The organism is Geodermatophilus sp. SYSU D00742 (genome assembly GCF_054049935.1).
The window spans coordinates 15,792-36,852 of record NZ_JBJGYJ010000010.1 but is presented as its reverse complement, the minus strand read 5'-3'; the positions used below and the strand labels follow the sequence as shown (position 1 = coordinate 36,852).

At 72.6% G+C, this 21,061-nt stretch carries 21 protein-coding genes and 1 tRNA gene; 13 read left to right on the top strand and 9 right to left on the bottom strand.

Features of this window, described 5'->3' with window-relative positions; translation table 11 throughout:
• Positions 1-143 precede the first annotated feature (143 nt).
• The gene (locus tag ACI78V_RS09215; protein ID WP_456850541.1) at positions 144-965 is read left to right on the top strand and encodes a hypothetical protein; all 822 of its coding nucleotides are present in this window, start codon (positions 144-146) and stop codon (positions 963-965) included.
• A 750-nt stretch (positions 966-1,715) separates the two neighbouring features.
• Here the strand turns inward: ACI78V_RS09215 and ACI78V_RS09210 are convergent.
• Both ACI78V_RS09210 and ACI78V_RS09205 read right to left on the bottom strand, forming a co-directional pair.
• Positions 1,716-1,859, bottom strand: a complete 144-nt coding sequence (locus ACI78V_RS09210; protein ID WP_456850540.1) for a hypothetical protein — start codon at positions 1,857-1,859, stop codon at positions 1,716-1,718.
• Positions 1,860-2,496: 637 nt separating this feature from the next.
• Positions 2,497-3,801, bottom strand: coding sequence for a HupE/UreJ family protein (locus ACI78V_RS09205; protein ID WP_456850539.1), 1,305 nt, complete (start codon positions 3,799-3,801; stop codon positions 2,497-2,499).
• 176 nt (positions 3,802-3,977) lie between these two features.
• On the opposite strand from ACI78V_RS09205, the gene ACI78V_RS09200 reads away from it, so the two are divergent.
• Both ACI78V_RS09200 and ACI78V_RS09195 read left to right on the top strand, forming a co-directional pair.
• Positions 3,978-4,553, top strand: coding sequence for a hypothetical protein (locus ACI78V_RS09200; protein ID WP_456850538.1), 576 nt, complete (start codon positions 3,978-3,980; stop codon positions 4,551-4,553).
• 332 nt (positions 4,554-4,885) lie between these two features.
• Positions 4,886-5,671, top strand: a complete 786-nt coding sequence (locus tag ACI78V_RS09195) for an enoyl-CoA hydratase/isomerase family protein (protein ID WP_456850537.1) — start codon at positions 4,886-4,888, stop codon at positions 5,669-5,671.
• A 333-nt stretch (positions 5,672-6,004) separates the two neighbouring features.
• Here ACI78V_RS09195 and ACI78V_RS09190 read toward each other — a convergent pair whose 3' ends face one another.
• Positions 6,005-6,319 (bottom strand): STAS domain-containing protein, encoded by a 315-nt coding sequence (locus tag ACI78V_RS09190; RefSeq protein WP_456850536.1) that lies wholly within the window; start codon positions 6,317-6,319, stop codon positions 6,005-6,007.
• Between the two features lie 449 nt (positions 6,320-6,768).
• Between ACI78V_RS09190 and ACI78V_RS09185 the strand changes: the two genes are divergently transcribed.
• Positions 6,769-7,008: a type II toxin-antitoxin system Phd/YefM family antitoxin gene (locus ACI78V_RS09185; protein ID WP_456850535.1), complete on the top strand. Its 240-nt coding sequence runs from the start codon at positions 6,769-6,771 to the stop codon at positions 7,006-7,008.
• Complete coding sequence (locus tag ACI78V_RS09180; protein ID WP_456850534.1) at positions 7,005-7,256, top strand: Txe/YoeB family addiction module toxin; 252 nt, start codon at positions 7,005-7,007, stop codon at positions 7,254-7,256. The genes ACI78V_RS09185 and ACI78V_RS09180 overlap by 4 nt, the downstream gene beginning before the upstream one ends.
• Positions 7,257-8,020: 764 nt before the next feature.
• Here the strand turns inward: ACI78V_RS09180 and ACI78V_RS09175 are convergent.
• Positions 8,021-8,749 (bottom strand): enoyl-CoA hydratase/isomerase family protein, encoded by a 729-nt coding sequence (locus ACI78V_RS09175; RefSeq protein WP_456850533.1) that lies wholly within the window; start codon positions 8,747-8,749, stop codon positions 8,021-8,023.
• 746 nt (positions 8,750-9,495) lie between these two features.
• Between ACI78V_RS09175 and ACI78V_RS09170 the strand changes: the two genes are divergently transcribed.
• Both ACI78V_RS09170 and ACI78V_RS09165 read left to right on the top strand, forming a co-directional pair.
• Positions 9,496-9,867: a hypothetical protein gene (locus tag ACI78V_RS09170; RefSeq protein WP_456850532.1), complete on the top strand. Its 372-nt coding sequence runs from the start codon at positions 9,496-9,498 to the stop codon at positions 9,865-9,867.
• A 130-nt stretch (positions 9,868-9,997) separates the two neighbouring features.
• Complete coding sequence (locus tag ACI78V_RS09165; RefSeq protein WP_456850531.1) at positions 9,998-10,177, top strand: hypothetical protein; 180 nt, start codon at positions 9,998-10,000, stop codon at positions 10,175-10,177.
• Positions 10,178-10,265: 88 nt separating this feature from the next.
• Here ACI78V_RS09165 and ACI78V_RS09160 read toward each other — a convergent pair whose 3' ends face one another.
• Positions 10,266-11,093, bottom strand: a complete 828-nt coding sequence (locus ACI78V_RS09160; RefSeq protein WP_456850530.1) for a tyrosine-type recombinase/integrase — start codon at positions 11,091-11,093, stop codon at positions 10,266-10,268.
• A 649-nt stretch (positions 11,094-11,742) separates the two neighbouring features.
• Here ACI78V_RS09160 and ACI78V_RS09155 point away from each other — a divergent pair.
• Positions 11,743-12,945 carry a tyrosine-type recombinase/integrase gene (locus ACI78V_RS09155; protein WP_456850529.1) on the top strand — a complete coding sequence of 401 codons (1,203 nt, stop codon included), beginning with the start codon at positions 11,743-11,745 and terminating at the stop codon, positions 12,943-12,945.
• A 99-nt stretch (positions 12,946-13,044) separates the two neighbouring features.
• Here ACI78V_RS09155 and ACI78V_RS09150 read toward each other — a convergent pair.
• Positions 13,045-13,129, bottom strand: a tRNA-Leu gene (locus ACI78V_RS09150).
• Positions 13,130-13,319: 190 nt separating this feature from the next.
• On the opposite strand from ACI78V_RS09150, the gene ACI78V_RS09145 reads away from it, so the two are divergent.
• Positions 13,320-14,648, top strand: coding sequence for a M20/M25/M40 family metallo-hydrolase (locus ACI78V_RS09145; RefSeq protein ID WP_456850528.1), 1,329 nt, complete (start codon positions 13,320-13,322; stop codon positions 14,646-14,648).
• A 23-nt stretch (positions 14,649-14,671) separates the two neighbouring features.
• Positions 14,672-15,475, top strand: coding sequence for an SDR family oxidoreductase (locus ACI78V_RS09140; RefSeq protein WP_456850527.1), 804 nt, complete (start codon positions 14,672-14,674; stop codon positions 15,473-15,475).
• A 4-nt stretch (positions 15,476-15,479) separates the two neighbouring features.
• Here the strand turns inward: ACI78V_RS09140 and ACI78V_RS09135 are convergent, their stop codons facing one another.
• Entirely contained in the window at positions 15,480-16,058 is a 579-nt protein-coding gene (locus ACI78V_RS09135; protein WP_456850526.1) for a class I SAM-dependent methyltransferase, read from the bottom strand.
• Positions 16,059-16,185: 127 nt separating this feature from the next.
• On the opposite strand from ACI78V_RS09135, the gene ACI78V_RS09130 reads away from it, so the two are divergent.
• Complete coding sequence (locus tag ACI78V_RS09130) at positions 16,186-17,142, top strand: NADPH:quinone oxidoreductase family protein (protein WP_456850525.1); 957 nt, start codon at positions 16,186-16,188, stop codon at positions 17,140-17,142.
• Positions 17,143-17,747: 605 nt separating this feature from the next.
• Here the strand turns inward: ACI78V_RS09130 and ACI78V_RS09125 are convergent.
• Positions 17,748-17,954, bottom strand: coding sequence for a DUF5703 family protein (locus tag ACI78V_RS09125; protein ID WP_097206678.1), 207 nt, complete (start codon positions 17,952-17,954; stop codon positions 17,748-17,750).
• Between the two features lie 122 nt (positions 17,955-18,076).
• Between ACI78V_RS09125 and ACI78V_RS09120 the strand changes: the two genes are divergently transcribed.
• On the top strand, positions 18,077-18,343 hold the full coding sequence (locus ACI78V_RS09120; RefSeq protein ID WP_456850524.1) for a hypothetical protein: 267 nt from the start codon (positions 18,077-18,079) through the stop codon (positions 18,341-18,343).
• A gap of 80 nt (positions 18,344-18,423) precedes the next feature.
• Here ACI78V_RS09120 and ACI78V_RS09115 read toward each other — a convergent pair whose 3' ends face one another.
• Entirely contained in the window at positions 18,424-20,052 is a 1,629-nt protein-coding gene (locus tag ACI78V_RS09115) for an alpha/beta hydrolase (RefSeq protein WP_456850523.1), read from the bottom strand.
• A 223-nt stretch (positions 20,053-20,275) separates the two neighbouring features.
• Here ACI78V_RS09115 and ACI78V_RS09110 point away from each other — a divergent pair, with 223 nt between their 5' ends.
• The gene (locus ACI78V_RS09110) at positions 20,276-21,058 is read left to right on the top strand and encodes a DUF2470 domain-containing protein (protein ID WP_456850522.1); all 783 of its coding nucleotides are present in this window, start codon (positions 20,276-20,278) and stop codon (positions 21,056-21,058) included.
• Positions 21,059-21,061 lie beyond the last annotated feature (3 nt).

The window sequence follows — 21,061 nt, the reverse complement described above, 5'->3', positions numbered from 1 at the left end:
GCGAGCATGGCCGTGCCGGCGATCGATCGAGGAGGCACACCTTGACGCAATCACCCGAACAACACGCACGTGCCGGGACGGCCGCCCGGACCGATGGGCCCGGTGACTGCCCCGATCCGATCGGACCCCACACCGCTTACAAGGTGGAAGCCGCAGTGGCGCAGAGGTCGTCCGAGCTCTTCGCGGCGGACGAGACCGAGGTCGACCAGAAGTTCAACGCGATGGACGGGATCCAGAACCGGTATCGGGACGCCAAGGCCGCTCAGCAGGCAGCGTTCGACGCTCGCCGCACCCAGCTCAAGCGCATCGAGGACACGTTGGTCTGCGCCATCCCGGAGGCCGAGCGAACTCGGCTGTCCGGCTGCTGGGACAAGGTCCGCGGCGACGCGGGATCGGGAACGTCCGCGGATTGCGCCGGGGTCGATGCGTTGGACGGCACCGCCTTGCCCACCGAGATCGACGCATTACGCACGTTGAGCGACACGGCGCGCACCTGCGTTCGCGCGGCCGACCAAGCCTTCGATCGCCTCGTGAACGTGCCCGCGACGCTGGGAGAACGCCTTGGGGACCTGGGAACGCGCGCCACCGCCCTGGAGCAGGATGTCAACGGTCCCCGGGCGGATCCGACCCGCAGCTTCGTCGAGTTCCTACAGATGCGAGGAGAACTCGGGCGCATCGAGGCCGACTGGCTACCCCCCGCGGACTACGTGTGCGGGGTGAAGGCGGCCTTCGTCGTGCTGCTGCGCCGCCACGCCGCCTCGATTCGCGTGCAGTCCGCTGTGTACAGATGGGACAAGCAGCGAGAGCTCGACGAGGTGGCCAAGGGCACGAAGGCGAAGACCCTCGTGGACGCGGCGCTGGAGTGCTTCCGGAGCGCTCCGCAGGAGGATGGCTACGGCGCTGCCGCGGCGCAAGAAGGCGGCCAGGGTGGGTCGCCTGGCTACGAGAAGGAGTTTTCGGAGTAACTGTACTGAACAGGGCGCGGTCAGGCGGCTGATGGGTGGGGCTGGGTGGTGGTGGCGGGGCAGCCCGAGGCCGGGAGCCCGCTCGGCCTCGCCGTCTGGGCGTGGCGGCGAGCAGGCGCCGCTGCGTGCGCCTGGGACGTCTGCGGAGGCGGCTGGGCAGCTGAGGGCAGCCGGATTCCGCGAGGTGCAGACCGTCGCCCTCTACCGACTGCTGCCGGTCCTCGCGGTCGGGGCCCGCGTGAAATGAGGCTGCCACCGTGGAGACCCGGTCCGCAGTGGGAGTCGAGGGGGGCCGCGAAGCTGTGTTGGGCATCGCCCGCACCGTGTGGACCGCCGTCGGCTGGGCAGTCGCCGCAGCACCTGGCGCAGCGGCACGCGTCGGTGGGAACGGCTGCGCGCTCGATCGGCGTGGGCCAGAGAAGGCTCAGAGCTACCTGTGCCGCAGCTCATCTTTCGGGCATCGTCTGCCGCTCACCGGCGTCGTGGCGATGTGGAGTCCCCGGCTGCACGTGGGGTCCGGCGGCAGCAGCAGACCGTGGCCGAGGACGCCTCGCGAAGGCACTCGAGGGCACCGTGAGCGTGGTGGTCGGCGGCGGCACGGTTGCGGTGGACTCCGCCGACGATGCGCTGCCCTCCGACGGGGCGTCAGCATCACCGACGGCACGCTGGACCTGACCAGCGACGACGACGGTGTGCGCGCCGACTCGCTGGGAGGGGGCCGTCCGATCCAGCAGCGGGCAGGCGCGGATGTCAGGGCAGTCTCGGCGACCAGGCGAGCCACCCGCCGGGCGCGCCGAGCGTGACCAGCAGCGCCATCCCGGCGACGCCGGATGACACGTCCTGCCGCGCCGTTCCGGTGAGGGCGACGGCCGCGGCGGCCCTGGCCGTCAGCACCAAGCGGCTGCACCGCCGCAACCACCTGGGCGCACGGGCCGCGGTCGGCGCCGCGGTGAGCGTGTGCTGTGGCGGCTCGGCTGCGGTCGGCGTGCGCACGCCGTCCCGGCCGGGAGCAGGGCGAGAAGGCCGTCGATCCGCTCCTCGGCGAGGTCGTCGGCCGTCCGGCCGCTCGCGCAGGCGCGAGCGAGAGGGGACCGGACGGGTCGAGTCCCACCCCGCGGCCGGGCCGATCTCCTGCACGTCCACCTGCTCACTCCTGCACGTCGTCACCGGATCGGGCACAGCGACGGCGACGGCGCGCACGTTGTCGGCACCGGTGCCGGCCGGAGGGCTCCCTGCCACTGCGGGCAGTCTCTTCCGCGGTCGCTGCGCTCGCTCACCGCCGAGCCCCTGTCACCGGTGAGGCAGTGGTTCCCGTCCGGACCCAGGAACCGTTCACAGCGACATCCGGGCATCGTCACAGTCCGCGCACGGGCCCCTGGAGGATCCCCGCGTCACCCGCTCGGCGTGGTGCACCGGGAGTGGACGAGGTCGAACCCGCGGCGCGGGTCTTCCCCGATCTGCTGTTCCAGGAGCTCGGGTCGGTCGGATGTGGCGGTCGTTCCAGGGGGTGACGAGGTCACCGCCGCGGGCTTCACCGGGTGATGGCCTCCTCCGGCGCCGGATCTGCCGTCCGGGACGCGGCTCGGCCGTCGGCCACCCGGCAGCAGACCGCCACGGCGGCGAGGCCGGCCACCACGTACCAGGGATGGGCGATGACGGTCTCCTCCGCGCCGGCGAGCGGGTTGGCCAGCGCGCCGAGGCGGTCCAGCGCCCAGCCGAGGGCGGCGGCCAGCGCCACGGCGGCACCGGCCAGGCGCAGCGCCGGGTAGTACCGGGTCCGGGACACCACGTACAGCGACGGGAAGACCAGCGCCACGGTCAGCAGCTGCGCCAGCTCGACGCCGACGTTGAAGGCCAGCAGCGACAGCACCGAGGCCGAGCCGTCGAGGCCCAGGTCGGTGAGGATGCCGGCGAAGGCCAGCCCGTGCGCCAGCCCGAAGCCGCCGGCGATGAGGAGCTCCCCCCGGCGGGCGAGCGGCCGCATGGCGTGCACGGCCGCCACGCCGACCGATGCGGCGATGAGCACCTCGACGGGAGCCCCGGGCACGGCCACCCAGCCCAGTGCCGAGGCGATGAGCGTGAGCGAGTGCCCGGCGGTGAACGCGGTGACGACGCCGAGGACCCGGCGCAGCGTGGGCACGAGGCCCTCGCGGCGCTGCCACCTGCCGGCGACCACGACCAGGGGTGCGACCAGCAGCAGCGTGAGCAGGAACAGCAGGTGGTCGGCGCCCTCGAGCACGTGGTGCAGGCCGTAGCCGACCATGTCGGCCAGCCCGGTGGAGGCGGCTCCGGTGGTCGTCTCGCCGATCTGCAGACTGCTGTCGGAGGCGGTGAGGACACCGGCGGTGGAGATGTCGCCGGCCGCGTCGGTGAGGACGACGACGGCCTCGTGGCTCGGGTCGGCGTCGATGATCGCGTCGTAGGTCAGGGTGAACGCCGAGGGGTCGGCGCCGCCGGGGTCGATCGCGACGTCGACGCTGAGGGACTGGATGCCCTCGACCGACTCCCGTGCGACATCGGTGTAGGTCTCGGTCCACGCCGTGCCGTCGGCGCCGGTCACGGTGAGGTGCTCGTCGAGGTAGGTGGTGACCGCGGCGGCGTAGGAGTCGACGTCCGTGGCGCTCGTGTCGTCGGTGCCGAGCGCCTCGTCGAGGGTCTCGAGCGCCACGCTGACCGTGGCGTCCACCGAGTCCTCGCCCACGCGCACCGACAGCGTGCTGCTGTCCAGGCTGTGTGCCTGGGCGACGCCGGGGGCGAGCAGGAGCAGGCCCGCGTTGAGCCCGCCGGTCAGAACAGCGGCGACGGCGAGCGCGCGGGTGCCGGGAAGGGTGGTCACGACGTCCGACCGTGACGGCCGGTGCTGGCAGGTCGCTGGACGTCGGCTGAGAACTTTTCACTGTGCGTTGTCGCTCACTGCCACAGCGTGTTCACAGGGGATGTTCAGCGACGGCCGAGCGGTGCCGGCCACCGTGGAGCCCGACCGACTCACCCCGACATCGAGATGAGCCCACGATGAAGCTCCGCAAGACCGTCGCCGCCCTCCTGCTGACCGCCGTGGTCCCGACCGCCGCAGCATGTGGCACGACCGCCGAGGCCGCCTCCACCACCAGCGGCACCAGCAGCACGGCCGACAGCAGCACCACCGACACCGGCTTCCCCGGCGGCGGGCCCGGAGGGGGCGGTGGGCCGGGCGGCGTCGACGTCTCCTCGGTCACCACCGAGGAGCAGCTGGTCGAGCTGGTCCAGGAGGCATACGGCGACGCCGGCCTGGACCTGCACCGCGGTCACCAGCCCGTCGAAGACGTCCTCGACGAGGTGCTGACCATCAGTCACGACGAGTTGCACGTCCGCATGGACGCCGGCCAGAACCTGGCCGCCGTCGCCGAGGACCTCGGCATCGACCCGCAGACGCTCGTCGACGCGCTCGTGGAGTCCTGGAGCCCGGCCATCGACGACCTGCTCGCCGCGGGCACCATCACCGACGACGAGGCCGAGCAGTACCGGGCCGCGCTGGAGGAGGCCTTCACCTTCCGCGTGAACTGGGACGGCCAGGAGGCCACGCCCGGCTTCACCGGCCTCGACACCTGAGCCGTCGTCCTGGCCGGGGACGTCGCCGGCCCCTCGGGCCGGCGGCAGTCAGTCGCCCGCGCCCGGTGGACGGCATCGGGCTCCGGACGTGCCGGAGCGGGATCTGACCCAGCTGGGCCCTCGTCGAGCGTCTGGCTGCCGTGATGTCGGCGGAGACGACGACCCGGCCCGGCCGTGACCTGGCCGCCCCGGTGGACCGAAGGCGCAGGTCAGGTGCAGGATGCGATCGCGGGACCTGTCGACCATCAGGACATCCGGTCCCCGACCGTCGGGTCGGCGACCGAGTTCCCAGCGGTGCCGGGCCGGACCATCCCTTCCGGAGGAGCAGCGCAGTGGCGAGTGGATTCGGCAACATCGACATCACCGACGAGGACGGCGTCTACACCATCGAGATCGGTCGGCTGGACGACGCCACCCACGAGGGGTTGTCGAAGGTCTTCCGTGCCGCCCACGAGTCGTCTGCGGACGTCGTCGTCGTCACCGGGAAGGACCGCAGCTTCCTTAACCCGATGAACTACGACATCGAGTGGGTCAAGCACCTGGCCATCTACAACGACATGCTGAAGATCTTCAAGGAAGCCGAAGACATCGTCCGCGACATCATCAACTGCGAGAAGCCGACGATCGCCAAGGTCTACGCCCCCGGTGCCCACAGCCTGGGTGCGTCGATCGCGCTGGCCTGCGACTTCGTCGTCGCGGCCGACGACGCCACCTTCAGCGATCCGCACCTCTCGGGCTTCGGCGTGGTGCCGGGCGACGGCGGATCACTGGTCTGGCCCACGCGTATCGGTCTGAGCCGGGCCCGCGAGTTCCTGATGCTCGACCGCATCGCCACGGCTCAGGAGGCGCTGGACATGGGTCTCATCAACCGTTCCGTGCCGGCCGACCGGTTGGACGCGGAGGTCGATGGCATGGTGGCGAAGCTGCGCTCTTACGACCAGGTCGGCGTGCGGTTCTCCAAGAAGTGGCTCAACCAGTACATGCGCCACTCGATGAACATCACGGGCATGGGCAGTCTCTTCGCCGAGGGCATGGTGTTCTCCCACGAGGACTTCGCGAAGAAGGTCGAGGACTACGCCAAGCTCCTGCAGGAGCAGGGCGGGTACAGCGAGGCCTGAGTCGTCCTGGCGGCGGTGGATGGGCGAGGCTCGAGCCATCCACCGCCGCTGTCATCCGCGCCTTGGTGAGCGACGTCCGATCTGCCCTCCGTCCCAGCGCACCGACCGCGACGCCAGTCGGGGCAGGTGCTGATGTCGGTGACGGTGCGGGTGTCCTCGACGTGCGGTACACGACCCGGTGGGTGTCATGGCAAGCGCTGTGCCGGTCGTCGAGTGTGGGCGAAGCCGCTCGGGTCGGCTGGGGGCCAGTGACGAGACCGGGGAAGGGCGCGGATCAGGGTGACGAGTCCATCTCCGCGGCTGACCACGGCCTCCATCGATCCCGAGGGCGGCTCATGCGCTGACGACGGTGAAGATGTCGAGCAGCCCGGTGATCTGCAGTGGCCGGGTCACCGGACGCGTGGTGGCTATCAGCAGGAGGCGGATGTCGCGCGCGGCGGCTGCCTTCTGCGTCTCCACGAGCAAGGCCAGTCCGGCCGAGCCCAGGAACTGCACGCCGCGCAGATCGAGCACCAGCTCCGGCGGTCGCCGCTCCAGCTGGATCTCCAGGGCCGCCTGCAACAGCGGGGCGGTGAACGTGTCCACCTCCCCGGCGGCGGACACGGTCACCACACCGTCGGGGCCGGTCCCGATGTCGAGGGACAGCACATCCTCGTCCCACGCTCCACCCGCGCCCGTCTCCGTGGGCCAGCCAGATGTGGTCACCGACAACGCTCCTCTCCGGCGGGACCCGGAAGGCGGGGTTGCCGGGGGTGTCCGCCGCTGCACCTGGTTCTTCGGTGGTGCCACGCCGTGCGGATGCAGCCGGGTTCACCACGAGGGTGGACCCGCCGACCGGCGCGGCCCGCGCCGGCGCGTCGTCGCCAGGGGCTGGCATCCTCCACCCGTGGTCCTGACGAGGCTCGGCTGAGTCGAACTCGGGAGAGCTGCAGGAGCCGGTCGGCCGGCGATGGGGCTGGGCTGCCCTAGGCGCCGTCCGTGCCGGTGAGCGCGGCGGTTCGCGACCACGAATCCCGGTCGACACGGGCGGGCGCGCCCGAAGGCGGCCCATAGTGGTACGGTTTTTCGTACTACTAGCCGATGGGGTGTCCATGTCCGTGACTGCCAGCGAGGCGCGTCAGCGGCTGTTCCCGCTGATCGAGCAGGTCAATGCCGATCAGAACGCGGTGGAGATCGTCTCGAAGAAGGGCACGGCCTTCCTGGTCTCGGCTGACGAGTACCGGTCGCTCAAGGAGACCGTGTACCTGCTCCAGTCGCCGCGCAACGCCCAGCGCCTCCGGGAGAGCCTCGCCGACGTCGCGGCGGGTTCGGTGGAGCCGCACGAGCTGGCTGAGTGAGGATCGCGTTTACGGCGAACGGCTGGGAGGACTACACCAGCTGGGCCGGGGACCGGAAAGTGCTCGCGCGGATCAACCGATTGATCCGCGAGGCGGCCCGTGACCCAGCGACCGGTGCCGGCAAGCCCGAGCGGCTCAGCGGAGACCTGTCGGGCTGTTGGTCGCGTCGCATCGACCAAGAGCACCGCTTGGTCTACACGGTCGACGGTGACCAGCTCGTCGTCCTCCAGGCGCGCTACCACTACTGACGTTTCATTCGCGAAAGTCCAGTGGAGGTCCGCCCGGACTCGCTGCGATGCGGGGCGCTGCCGGGTGTGCCCCTCCGAGACACCGTCACGCTCAGCGACAGTCATCCCAGCCGCGTTCAGCGGCGTTCGCGCTGGTCAGGATGGCGATCCTTGACCACCATTGTGACCACCATTGCACCCCGTTCGGGCCCGTCCGCTGCGGTTCGCCGCCGTTCCGTATGCCGTTTGAGCTGCGCGAATAGGCTCCGACGAACGGCCGCGGACCCGCGGCCGACGGCTGGGGGTTGTAGGCCCTCCGAGGTCATCGGTACAGTGGCGGCCAGCTCGTACGCCGCACATGTCGCCGTGCCGATTCACCCGCACAGCGGCTTCCCGGCCGTCGACGCCCTTCAGGAATACCGGAGAAGAACTGGAGGACCGAGGCGACGCTCCAGTAAGGCGCGGTGCTAGGTCCCTGCGGTCGCGTTTTCCACAGGCTGTTGCAGCCAGACCGCTGCCGGGATCCAGGGGCTGGCGGGACCGCGACACGGGACACGGGCGGTTCGGCGAGCTGCAGCGGGTCCGTCGAGGCCGTCCGCGCCGGCTGAGCCCCCGGCGTCGGCCGAGGAACCCGGCGCACGATCCGTTGACCGCGGCAGCGGACCTGTCGGACCGCCGGGCTGTGCAGGGCTGCGTTCGTACAGGTGCAGGTGGTGCACGCCTGCCGGACGCCGGCGAACCGCCACGAAGGTGGTCCTGACGGTCTGGCAGTGCGGGGACTGCAGTCAGCGCCGGGCGAGTCCTGCCAGCGCGGCCTCGATCCGCAGCCGGGTGTCGTCGGAGGCCCAGCCGGCGAGGACGGCCGCGTCATCTCCGGCGGTTGCCTCCATCGCCGCGTTCGCAGGGCGGTGGAGCTGCGCCTTGGCCAGCCGGTAGGACTCCGGTGAGCGGGCGGCCAGCTCGGCAGCCACCGCGACCGCCCGCGGCAGCAGCTGCCCGGGCTCGGGGAGCTCGTCGACCATCCCCAGGGCCAGCGCCCGCTCGCGGTCGGTGGTCTGCGCGCCGAGCAGCACCTGGCCGGCACGGGGGCCGAGCGCGTGCCGGACGATCTCCAGGGCGGATGTCGGGAAGGGAACGCCGACCGCCAGCTCGGCCAACCCGATCCGCCCGCCGGACATGAGCCGCAGGTCGCAGGCGAGGGCGAGCACGCAGCCGCCGGCGATCGCGTGCCCGTTGACCGCCGCGACCGTCGGCCGCGGATGGTCGAACACGGCACGGAACGTGCGGGACAGCGCCGCCAGCAGCTCCTCGGTGTACGGCCGCCCGCCGTCCAGGATCCGGCGCAGGTCCACGCCGGCGGAGAAGGACGAGCCGCTGCCGGTGATGACCAGCGCCCGGTCGGATGCGGTGACCGCCTCGGTGAGGGCGTTCAGCAGCTCGACGTCGAGGGCGCCGACGCGTCCGTGCTCGATGCGCAGAACGGCGACGTCATCGCGGTCCTCGGTGGTCAGCATCGGGCCATCATCCACGCACCGCGGTGGAGGGCCCGGACCACTGGAGTCTCGCGGAGACCGACGTGCAGGGGCGTGGCACAGCCGAACGTCGGGGGATCCGACGAAGGGCGACGAAGGGCTCCGAGATGGTTCCCCCCGTGCCACTCGAGGAGGGGACAGATGCGGGCGGCTCGTCGACGCCGCGGGGGAGCGACACAGCGGCACCCCGGATGCCCGCCGGCGATCTGCAGCCTCCTCGACCGCCGCCCTTGTACCGGTGACCAGCGTGGTCGACCGGAGGGTCGGGCCCTTGATCAAGCAGGTGGGGAGGACTGGAGGAGGCGGACGGCTCGGCCACCAGATCTGCATCAGGCGTCCGGCTGGGCGGGGCGTCGGGAGAGTCCGTCCCGAGAAGCGGATTCGATCAACACGCCCGGGCGCGGGGAGAACGACAGCAACCGCTACAGCAACGCGCTCGGAACGGCGGCGAACCAGACGGGACGCCGACGGACGTCCCGAGGCGCTGACCTGCGTCTATAGGACCTGGGCAGACCGTGGTGAACCCCTCGAATGTGACTGGGGGGCGACGGCAAACAGCCCCAGTTCCGTCGCCACGGCGCGGGTCGGGCCGGCTGCAGACGTCAGTGGCGTGCTCGTGCCTCTCCGCCGCGGCTACCGACGTCTCGTCGGCCGACATGGTCCCCTGTGCGGTGACGCGCCCGCGCAGTACGGCCGTGGGCACGAACGGTCAAGACGGAGGAGTATTCGTGAGCCCGAAGACTCAGCTGATCTGGACGTCAATCGTCTCGTTCGTTATAGCGTGCCTCGGCGTCACCGCCTCTGTCCTGATCGGCGTTGTCGGAGCCACCCCTGCCCATGGATCGTATGGGGTTGCTGCCGGTGAGGCGTGCCTCAACTATGAAGAGTGGGCGCTGAATCGCATTGAAGACGGCATGTCGGATGATGAGATAGCCACATTGACACTACGGGCGATCGAAGCGACTGGCGGTGACCTTTCTCCTTTCGGAGTCAACGAACCCCGCGACGAGGCCTTTCTGTATGAGCCGTGCCTGATCGAGAAGTTCGACGACGCTCTGCTGTTCATCAAGGAGTTGCGAGCGGCGTCCCTGTCCGATTGACGTCGGGGCGAACGAAGTGGCAGTCGTGTAGTAGTACTTGTGCGAGCTATGCATCACCCTCACGGACGTGGGCGGGCGGCGGAGGTGTCATGTCAGTGACACCCGCCGATGGCGTGACTCAGGAAGGCTGATGGCCGACTACACCGCGACCGCGATCAATGAGGGCGACCACTGGGTGATCGACGTGTCGGGTGTCGGTACCACTCAGGCCGAGAGAGTCGAGGACCTCGAAGAGACGGCACGTGATCTGGTCATCGCCATGACCCACGCCCTCGCCGAGGACGTGCACATCGCGCTGCGCATCGTCTGACCGACGTCCAGAGAGTGGATCGCTGCGGCGCTCGTGGCTCCAACCAGTCCTCAGCCGCCCGTGCCCAGTCCGGCTACCGCTCCTCCGGTCACAGGCGGTCTCCGAGGCTGAGGCGCCGGTGGGCGAAGGCCTGCCGGAATCGGTGCGGGTGGACATCGGGGACGCCGGCCTGCGCGGCGCGGGCGTGCGGCACGTCGCGCGCGCCGTCGGAGGTCATCGGACCGCGCTGACCGAGCAGCAGCCGCGGCGAGCGGGCGTACGGGTGCAGCGCCCGCACGCGCACATAGCGGTTGACAGCCTGGGCGGTCTTCGCGCCGAACGGCACCACCCGCGGCCGGGAGTCCTTGCCGGTGACGTAGGCCAGCTCCGGTCCAAGTCGACGTCGGTGAGGTCGAGCCCGCACAGCTCCCACACCCGCACGCCAGTGTCCAGCAGCAGCCGCAGTACCACCTCGTCGCGGCGGCCGAGGAAGACGGGCGCGATCAAAGACGCCCGGCCGGCCGCGGCCGACCGCGCAAGCCTTGAGTAGGGCGGCGCCTTCGGTGTCGGTGAGGATCGGGACAGGCTTGTCGAGTGGGCTGGGGAGCTCGATGCCGTCGGTGAGGGCGACCTCCAGTTGTCCTTCGGTGACCAGCCAGCGGCAGAACCAGCGCATTCCGCGCAGCCGGGTACCAACGGTGGAGGGTTCGCACGTCTCAGCCAGCTCGGCCAACCAGGCGGCGATCGCATGTCTCGTGAGCTCGTCCAGGACCGGTTCCCGCCCTCGGCCGGCCAGCCAGCGGCTGAAGTACCGCACCGACTGGCCGTAGAGCTCGATCGTCCGCGGCGCCTTCGCCGCGGCCCGCAGGTGCCGCCGGAAGGACGCCAGAAGGACGCCAGCAGGTTCTCCAGCCGGATCGCCACGGCGGGAGGTCATCGGGCGAGTGAGCGCTGTGCTACCTCTCGACGCGTTGCCCAACCAACCATCTGCGCTGGTAAGACGCCTGGCGCGGCTGGGCTGGACCCGCATCGGCTCGCCCGGCATCTTGGTGATGCCTGGAACCACCAGGCTCGACACTCGAGGACCCGTGACGCTCAGCAACCGGTGGATGTGTCGTTGAAGAGCCGCAATGGCATAGGTGGAGGCGGTGGTGTCGTTGACTACCATCAGGCCCCGTTCAGGCCGGTCCACCATCGTCCGCGGTAGTTCCGTATCTCGGTTGACCTGCGCGGATGAACGAAGGTGGACGTCTAGGAACCTGTGGCCCACGGCTGGGGGTTCTGGGACCGGCAAGGTGTGGTTGGCGGCCTCGAGTTCGGTGACTGCCAGTCCCTGAAGGTGCATCGACACATCCCCCGACGCGTGAGGGCGGCTATCCGACGACTCCGGCTCACTACCGGAGAAGAACCGGAGAAGCCGCGTGATGCTCCCCTCGTGGCCGTGCGCACGGGGCTGCTCCCTCGTCGACGTCGCGGTCCACAGGCCGCCTGGGCGTCCACAGATTGCGGCTGCGGCTCCCGGAGGTCTCCCGCCGGGAGTAGGCCGGGATGGACCTGGGACACGCGACTCGGCGAGAGGTCGTGGGATGGCCAAGCATCGGCGGCGCGAGGCGGGCGAGGGCAGCATCAGCGAGTACCAGACGAAGGCCGGCCCGCGCTTTCTGATCAAGTTCACCGCTCAGCGGGCCGACGGGACGAGACGCGTCGTCCTCAAGCGGGGATTCAGAACACGCAGGGATGCCGCGGCGGCGCTGCGAGTGGAGATCCGCAGGTCGGAGGCGGGGGAGTGGGTCGAGACGTCGAAGCAGCGTCTGGACAGCTACCTCGCCGAGTGGATCCAGACGCAGCGGCTGAGCCCCGCCACGCTGTCCTCCTACCGGAAGAACATCCGGCTGCACATCGACCCCTACCTCGGCGCGACCCCGCTGGCGCGGCTCACCGGCGCGGCGGTGGACGCCTGGATGCGCACACTGGAGACGACAGGGCGTGCGGACGGCCAGGGCGGCCTGTCCGCGCGCACCGTGCGCTACGTCTACACGGTCCTGCGGTCCGCGCTCGGTGACGCCGTGAAGCACGGGCGGCTGGCGGTGGACCCGACCGACCGGTCGACACCGCCGAGCCCGTCCGAGGCCCGGCCCCCCGAGATGCAGGCGTGGACCGCCTCGGAGCTCGCCCGGTTCCTCCGCTGGGCCGACGCCGAGGACTCCGATCTCGCCATGGGCTGGCGGCTGCTGGCGGCCACCGGCATGCGCCGCGGCGAGGCGCTGGCTCTTCGCTGGCGAGACGTCGACCTGGACGCCGGCCGGCTCGCGGTGCGGCGCAGCGTCGGCGTGGTGAAGGACAAGGGCGCCGGTCAGCGACTGGTCGAGGGTCCGACGAAAACCGGCCAGTCCCGGGTGGTCGATCTGGACGCGGGCACCGTGGCCGCGCTGCGCGTCTACCGGGCGGTGCGCGGAGCGCTGGCGCTGGACCTCGTGCGGGACTCAGCGCTCGTCCTGAGCGACCTCGACGGGACGCACCGGCACCCGGAGCGGTTCTCCCGCCGCTTCTCCGGCCAGGTCGCCCGGGCCCGCAAGGCGCTGGGGGAGGACCTGCTGCCGGTGATCCGGCTGCACGACCTGCGCCACACCCACGCCACCCTGCTGCTCGCCGACGGCGTGCCGGTGAAAGTGGTGTCGGAGCGCCTCGGCCACGCCAGCGCCACCATCACGCTCACCGTCTACCAGCACGTGCACCCCGGCATGGGCCGCGAGGCCGCGGACCGCTTCGCGGCGCTGCTCGAGGGCTGATCAGGCGCGGAGTATCACGCGGGTATCACGAGGGCCTCAAGAGCCCTGACAGCGGAACACCCCGGGCTCCTGACCTGCAGGAACACCGGGGCGGGAGGGTGTCCGAGGGGGGACTTGAACCCCCACGCCCGATAAAGGGCACTAGCACCTCAAGCTAGCGCGTCTGCCATTCCGCCACCCGGACGAGTGCGAGTCAGAGACTACCGGACGTCCGGACGACGATCACGCACCCCCTCCCGGGTCCGGACGAGTCGCGTCGAGGCATCGGCGAAGCCCCCGGCCGCTCCGCTCCGCGGCGTACCGCGCCCGGTCGGCGGTGGGGGACCGTCTCACCCGCTCGGGAGATCCTCCGGGCCGGTGGCACGATCGGCGGCATGCCCGAGCCGACGCCCGCCCCCCTCGCCCGCGCCCAGGCCGAGGTCGCCGAACTGCTGTCCGACCTCATCCGCATCGACACGACCAACACCGGTGACACCGCCACCGGCAAGGGCGAGCGCCGGGCCGCGGAGTGGGTCGCCGGCAAGCTCGACGAGGTCGGCATCAGCAGCGTCGTCCACGAGTCCGAGCGCGGGCGGGCCAGCCTGGTCGCCCGCATCCCGGGGCAGGACCGCGAGCGGCCGGGCCTGCTGGTCCACGGCCACCTCGACGTCGTCCCCGCGGACCCCGCCGAGTGGAGCGTGCACCCGTTCTCCGGTGAGGAGCGCGACGGCTACGTCTGGGGGCGCGGCGCGGTCGACATGAAGGACATGGACGCCATGGTGCTGGCGCTGGTCCGCGACTGGGCACGGACGGGCACGAAGCCGCCGCGGGACATCGTCCTGGCCTACGTCGCCGACGAGGAGGCCGGCGGCCGGCTCGGCGCGCGCTTCCTCGTCGACGAGCACCCCGACCTGTTCGAGGGCTGCACCGAGGCGATCAGCGAGGTCGGCGGCTTCTCCATCACCGTCCGCGACGACCTGCGCCTCTACCTCGTGCAGACCGCCGAGAAGGGCCTGGCCTGGATGCGGCTGACCGCCGGCGGCAAGCCCGGCCACGGCTCCTTCGTCCACGACGACAACGCCGTCACCCGGCTGTGCCAGGCCGTGGCCCGGCTGGGCTCGCACCGGCTGCCCACCGTGCTCACCCCGCCCATGCGTCAGTTCCTCGCCGCGGTCGAGGAGGCCTACGGCGTCGAGATCGACCCGGACGAGCCGGAGGAGGCGCTGGCCCGGCTCGGCAGCATCAGCCGCATGATCGGCGCGGCCCTGCGCAACACGGTCAACCCCACGATGCTCGACGCCGGCTACAAGGCCAACGTCATCCCCGGCACCGCCAGCGCCACCGTCGACGGCCGGTTCCTCTACGGCCAGGAGGAGGAGTTCGAGCGGCAGCTGGCGAACCTCCTGGGGGAGGGCGTCCAGCGCGAGTGGATCGTCCACGACCAGGCCGTGGAGACGACGTTCGACGGCCCGCTGGTCGAGCAGATGGTCGCCGCGCTCCGGGCCGAGGACGACGGCGCGCGTCCGGTGCCGTTCACGATGAGCGGCGGCACCGACGCCAAGAGCTTCGAGCGCCTGGGCATGCGCTGCTTCGGGTTCTCCCCGCTGCGGCTGCCGCCGGACCTCGACTTCGCCTCGCTGTTCCACGGCATCGACGAGCGCGTACCGGTGGAGTCACTGCGCTTCGGCATCCGGGTGCTGGACCGCTTCCTGCGCGCGGCCTGAGGCGGGCGTGGTGTGATGCCGGGGTGAGCGATCGCACCCCCGGTCCCGGTTCCGTCGCGCTGATCACCGGGGGGACCGGCGGCTTCGGCCGGGCCCTGGCCGCCAAGCTGCGCGAGGGCGGCGTCACCGTCGTCCTCGCCGACCTCGACAGCGAGCGGGCCCGCGCCACCGCCGCCGAGCTCGGCTGCGCGTTCGCCGTCCTCGACGTCACCGACCGCGCCGCCAACCGCGCCGTCGTCGAGCAGGTCGAGGCCGAGCACGGCCGGCTGGACGCGGTCTTCCTCAACGCCGGCATCGCCGGGTTCGACTCCGACCGGTTGCTCGACGTCGACGGCTTCCTGCGGGTGGTCGACGTCGACCTCTTCGGCGTCGTCTACGGCACCGAGGCCGCCCTGCCGGCGCTCCAGCGGGCCGGGGGCGGCGCGATCGTCGTGACGGCGTCGCTGGCCGGGCTCTCGCCGATGGCCACCGACCCCGGCTACAGCGTCGCCAAGGGCGGGGCGGTGGCGTTCGTCCGCTCGATGGCGCCCCGGCTGGCCGCCGAGGGCATCACCGTCACCGCCGTGTGCCCCGGCTTCGCCGACACCGCGATCATCGACCCGATCCGCCAGGAGTTCGAGAAGGCCGGCTTCCCGGTGCTGACCGCCGAGGAGGTGGCCGACGCGATGCTGGCGGCCTGGGCCTCGGGCGAGCCCGGCGCGGCCTACATCGTCCAGCCGGGCATCGGCGCCGTCCCGTACCGGTTCAAGGGCGTGCCCAGCGCGCGGACCGCGACCGGTGAGACCGCCGTCGTCCCGGAGGCGCTGCGCCCGCCGTCGATGCGCTGAACCGCTACCGGGCGGGGCCGGTCGGCCCGGTGCAGGCGAACAGGAACGCCGGGGGCACGTTCCACGGGGAGATCCGGCGCCGCACGGTGGCGAAGCGCCGGCGCAGCTCGCCCTCCATCAGCGGCGAGTATTGGATCACCAGGGTCACGCCCTGCGGTGTCATGGCCCGGGGCAGCACGTCGAGGATCCGGCGGCGCAGCCCGGGCTCCAGCGAGGTGTAGGGCAGGGCGGACACCACGACGTCGGCCAGCGACCCGTCCAGGTGCGCGTCGAGGAACTCGGCCGAGTCGCACACCACCGTGAGGCGGGGGTCCGGGTGCCGCTCGACGAGCAGCTTGGCCAGCTGGGGGTCGATCTCCAGGGCCACCAGGCGCGCGTCCGGGCCCAGCCGGGCGAGGATCTCGCCGGTCTGGGAGCCCGTCCCGGCGCCGAGCTCCACGACCAGCCGGGCCGAGGGGACGTCGGCGAGGTCGAGCATGTCGCGCACCGCCCAGCGCGAGGTCGGCAGGACGGCCCCGACCTGGCGGGGGTTGGTGACGAACGCCCGCAGGAAGCGCAGGCGATCGGTGAGCTGGGAGATCATCGACGTCCTTCCCGGTCGCCGTGGAGGGCGACGACCGCCGGCCCGCACCTTGTCACGGCCGGACGCCGACGGCGAACCGGGCCGGGCCCGTGACACCGGTCACCGCGCGTCTGGCAGGGTCGGCGCCATGCGTGCATGGCGGGTCCACGAACTCGGTGATCCCTCGACGGTGCTGCGGCTCGAGGACGTCGAGCAGCCCACCCCCTCCGACGGACAGGTGCTCGTGCGGGTACGCGCGGCGGCGCTGAACTTCCCCGACATCCTCATGGTGCAGGGCCGGTACCAGGAGCGGCCGCCGCTGCCCTTCACCCCCGGCGTGGAGCTGTGCGGGGAGGTCGTGGAGACCGGCCAGCGGGTGATCGGCGGCCCCTCGGGCGGGCCCGGCGCCTTCGCCGAGTACGCCCTCATGGACGCCGACGCCGCCTGGCCGGTGCCCGACGCCATGACCGACGAGAAGGCCGCCTCCCTCTACCTGACCTACCAGACCGGGCACGTCGGCCTGCACCGCCGGGCGCACCTGCAGCCGGGGGAGTGGCTGCTGGTGCACGCCGGCGCCGGCGGGGTCGGGTCGGCCGCCATCCAGCTGGGCAAGGCCGCCGGGGCGCGGGTCATCGCCACCGCCGGCGGCGCCCGCAAGGTCGAGGTGTGCCGCGAGCTCGGCGCCGACCACGTCGTGGACTACACCAGCGAGGACTTCGTCGGCGTGGTCAAGGAGGTCACCGGCGGCCACGGCGCCGACGTCGTCTACGACCCGGTGGGGGGCGACGTCTTCGACCGGTCCCGCAAGTGCATCGCCTTCGAGGGGCGGCTGGTCGTGGTCGGCTTCACCAGCGGCCGGATCCCCGAGGCCCCGGCCAACCACGCGCTGGTGAAGAACTACAGCGTCGTCGGCCTGCACTGGGGCCTCTACCGCACCCAGGAGCCCTCGCTGATCGCCAGCACGCACCGGGAGCTCATGGCCCTGGTGGCCGGCGGTCGGATCGACCCGATGGTCGGCGACGTGCTGCCGCTCGACCAGGCCCCGCAGGCGCTGGCGCGGCTGGGCGACCGCGGCACCGTGGGCAAGGTCGTCCTCGTCCCCTGAGGGAGCGGGAGCAGCTGGGCGTGCGGCGCGGCGCGGACGACGCGGATGCGCTCGCTGCCGGGACCTCGGCGGGGTCGACCGCCGGACCGGTGGGCACCACCGCCCGCACCGGCAGGGACTCCAGCGCCCGGACGATCCGGCGCAGCAGGTCGGCCTGCTGCATGTAGGTGCTCGACAGGCCCACGACCACGAGCGCACGTTGGCCGGCAGCTCGGCCGGCAGGTCGAACGCCGGGGAGGTCAGCACCAGCACGCGGGTGGCGCGGTCCCACTGGGCCCAGACGTCGCGCAGCGGCGGCAACCCCAGGGCGGTCCGCGCACCGTCGAGGTCGCGCCGCCCGCGGTTCCACAGCGCCGAGGCCAGCGCGTTGAGCGCCCGGTCCCGTGCCCGCCCGGGCAGGCCCCGCGCGGGGGACAGGCCCGAGCCGAACGGCGGGATGCCGCGGGCCGGCCGGGAGTGGATGTTCGACGACAGGGCCACGGCGGGCACCCCGGCCGACTCCGCGCCGACCAGGGACGCGCGGGTACACGGGCACGGGGTCGCAGCCCGTGCCCGCCCGGCCCACCGGCCCGGGACGGCCGACCGGCGCGGCCGTCCCGGCCGGCTCAGATGTGCGGCTTGGGCAGGTAGGACAGCCGCGCCCGCCGGCGCAGGATGGCCTTCCGCGTGCCGTCGGCGTGCAGCTGGAGCCGGGCGAGCTCCCAGCCACCGACGTCCGACTGCAGGCTCAGCATGGTCGCCGCCGCGGACCGGGACGTACCCGGCGGGATCCGCAGCGGCGCGAACTCGTAATCCCCGGCAACCGCCTCCATCATCCCGATTGTGCCTGCCCGTCGCCACATGCACACGTGTCCGTCGCCTCCCGGACTGCCGGGCACCGGTGCGGGCGGCAGGATGGGTCCGACCCCGCCCGCACGACGAGAGGGAGGACGACGTGACCGACCCCGGCATCGACGCGACCGCCGCCGATCGCGCCGAGCAGCAGGACCTGGTCGATCCGCCCGAGGTGTCCCTCGCCGCCGACGCCACCCCGCCCGCGGAGGACGTGCCGGAAGCCGATGCGCTGGAGCAGCAACTGGTCGCCCGGCCACGAGGCACCGGGGCGCCCCTGCGGCCCGTGGGCGACCGCGAGGCCAACGAGGCCGACGTCCTCGAGCAGGAGGCCGACGTCCCCGTGGAGGAGGAGCCCGACCTCACCTGATCCCCGCCGCCGGCGTCACGGTCCTCCGGCGGCGGGCTCCCCGACGACGCCGGCCCGGACCCCGGCCGCCGGGCCGGTCGTCAGCGGGGCGCCCGCACGAGCAGCTCGCCGGCCACCGAGACCCCGACCGGAGCCGGCGCCGGGGCGGTGAACGGCACCTCCTGCTGGCACACCGTCCCCTCGGCCGGGAGCGCCAGGTCGACGAGGAAGGCGTCGGTCGCCGCATCGATGCAGGGCGACTTGCCCGCGTACGCGGTGTGCCCGTCGCCCTCCATGGTCAGCAGCCGCGCGTTGCCGAGCTGGCGCACCATCTGCACGGCACCCGCGTAGGGGGTGGCCATGTCGTACGTCGTCCCGATGACCAGCACCGGCGGGGCGGTGGGGGAGGCGACGAAGGGACCGCCGAAGGCGTCCTCGTCGGTCCGGGGCCACAGCGCGAACCCGACCTCGGCGTAGGCCGCCGTGGCCCAGAAGTGCGGGAAGGCGGCCCACTCCCGGGCTCCGCGCTCGAGGTAGGAGTCGACGTCGCGCGGCCACTGCCGCTCGCTCGCGTTGATCGCGACGAACCGGTCCGGGCCGGGGTCGTCCGAGCCGTCGGGCTCCTCCGGGTAGACCGCCACGTCGAAGATCGCGCGGAACCGCGAGGCGTCTCCCGCGGCCGCCTCGGCCAGCGCCGCCCCCAGCAGGCCCCAGAGCCGCTTGGAGTACAGCAGCGTCTGGGTGACGTCGAGGACGACCTCGGCGGAGACCGGTTCGGGGTTGGCCGCGAAGCCGGGCGCGGGGATCGGCGTCGCGTCCGCCGTGGCCAGCAGTGCGTCGTAGGCGGCCAGCGGGTCGCTGCCACCGAACCCGGAGCAGGCGGCCTGGTCGGCGGCGCAGGCGGCGGTGAAGCGGCCGAGGGCGCGCTCAAGCGCCGCGTTCTGGGCGGTGCTGACGCCGACCGGGTCGTGCACGTAGGCCGTCGGGTCGAGGGCGCCGTCGAGGACCAGCGCCCGGTACCGGTCGGGGAACAGGGCCGCGTAGGTCGCGCCGAGGAAGGTGCCGTAGGAGAAGCCGAGGTAGGTCAGCCGCTCCTCACCCAGCGCCGCGCGCAGGACGTCCATGTCGCGGGCGACGTTCGCCGTCGAGACGTGCTCGAGGATCGCGCCGTTGTTGGCCGTGCACGCGTCGACGTAGCGCTGCGCCCGGCCCAGCAGCGCGTCGGGGTCCAGGTCCAGCGGGGTCGGGAACGGGTGCCCCCAGAGCCCCTCGGTGACCTGGTCGACGCGACAGTCGATGGCCGGGCTGCTCTGCCCGACGCCGCGGGGGTCGAACCCGACGATGTCGAACCGCCGGTTGAGGGAGGCGAACACGCCGGGCCCGTTGGCCTGCAGGTAGTCGATCGCCGAGGCACCGGGCCCGCCGAAGTTGTAGAACAGCGAGCCGATGCGGTTGGCCGGTTCGGTGGCGGGCACCCGGGCGACCGCGATCTGCACCTGCTCGCCGGCGGGGTCGTCGTAGTCCAGGGGCAGCGGTGCGGTGCTGCACTGGACGCCGGCCGCCGTCCCGGCCTCGGCGGTGCCGCAGTCGGTCCAGGTGAGCGTGGGCACGACCGGCTCGGAGGCCAGCGGCCCCGGGCCCTCCGCGCCGGCGACGGCACTGCTGCTGCCGAGCGCGAGAACGGTGACGACGCCGATGACGGCGGTGCGGCGGCAGGTGGTCACGAGCACGGCAGCCCCCTGGTCGGACCGGGCGCCGCGGACCGGCGCCCGGTGTGCGGCCCATGGGACACCCGCACCGGAAGCCGGGGCAACGGGCCTCCGGGGAGTCGTGCTGTCTCGATCTGAGACGCCCCGGTCCGGACGGCGCGGCGCTCCGGCTCGACCTTCCCCCCGACGCCACCTGTGGTTAGGCTTCCCTAAGTCCCGTGCCGCAGATCTCGAGGGAGCGCCCATGACGACCGGTTCCGGTGGGAGCTCCGCGCCGCCCGCTGTGCTGGCGGACCCGGCCGAACGGGCCCGCACCGTCGCCTCCCGGCAGGCGGCCGCGCTCTGCGTCCGCGGCCTGGCGCCCAGCCGTCCGCTGGCCCACGCCACGACCCGCGACGGGCAGGTGCTGGTGCTGGTGGCCAGCGCGGGGGAGGTGGCCACCGCCCTGGCCGACCAGCCCGACCTCACCACCGTGCTGATGGTCAGCGACCGGGCGCCCGTTCCGCTGCGCGACCAGCTGCGCGCCCAGCTGTGGCTGTCCGGCTGGCTCACCCCGGTCCGGCCGGCCGACCAGCGCCGGGCCGCGGTCGACTTCGCCGACGTCCGGCCGGTGGGCCCGCTGCTCGACGTCGGGGGCGAGACCACGCTGCTGCGCCTGGACCTGGCCGAGGTGGTGCTGCGGGAGGGCAGCGGCTGCGCCGAGATCAGCCCACCGGGGTTCGCCGCCGCCCGCCCCGACCCGCTGGCCGGCGTCGAGGCGGGGATGCTGCGCCACCTCGACCGCGACCACCCCGAGGTGCTCCAGCTGCTGCGCAGCCGCATCCCGGCCGGCGAGCTCGGTCCGCGTGACGTCGTCCGCCCGCTGGGGGTCGACCGCTTCGGCTACCGGCTGCGCATCGAGCGGCTCACCAGCACCCGTGACCTGCAGATCCCCTTCGCCCGGCCGCTCACCTGCCCCGGACAGCTGCACGCGGCCACCCGGCAGCTGCTGGGCGCCGCGCGCGCCGCCCTGGCCGCCCGCGCCTGAGGT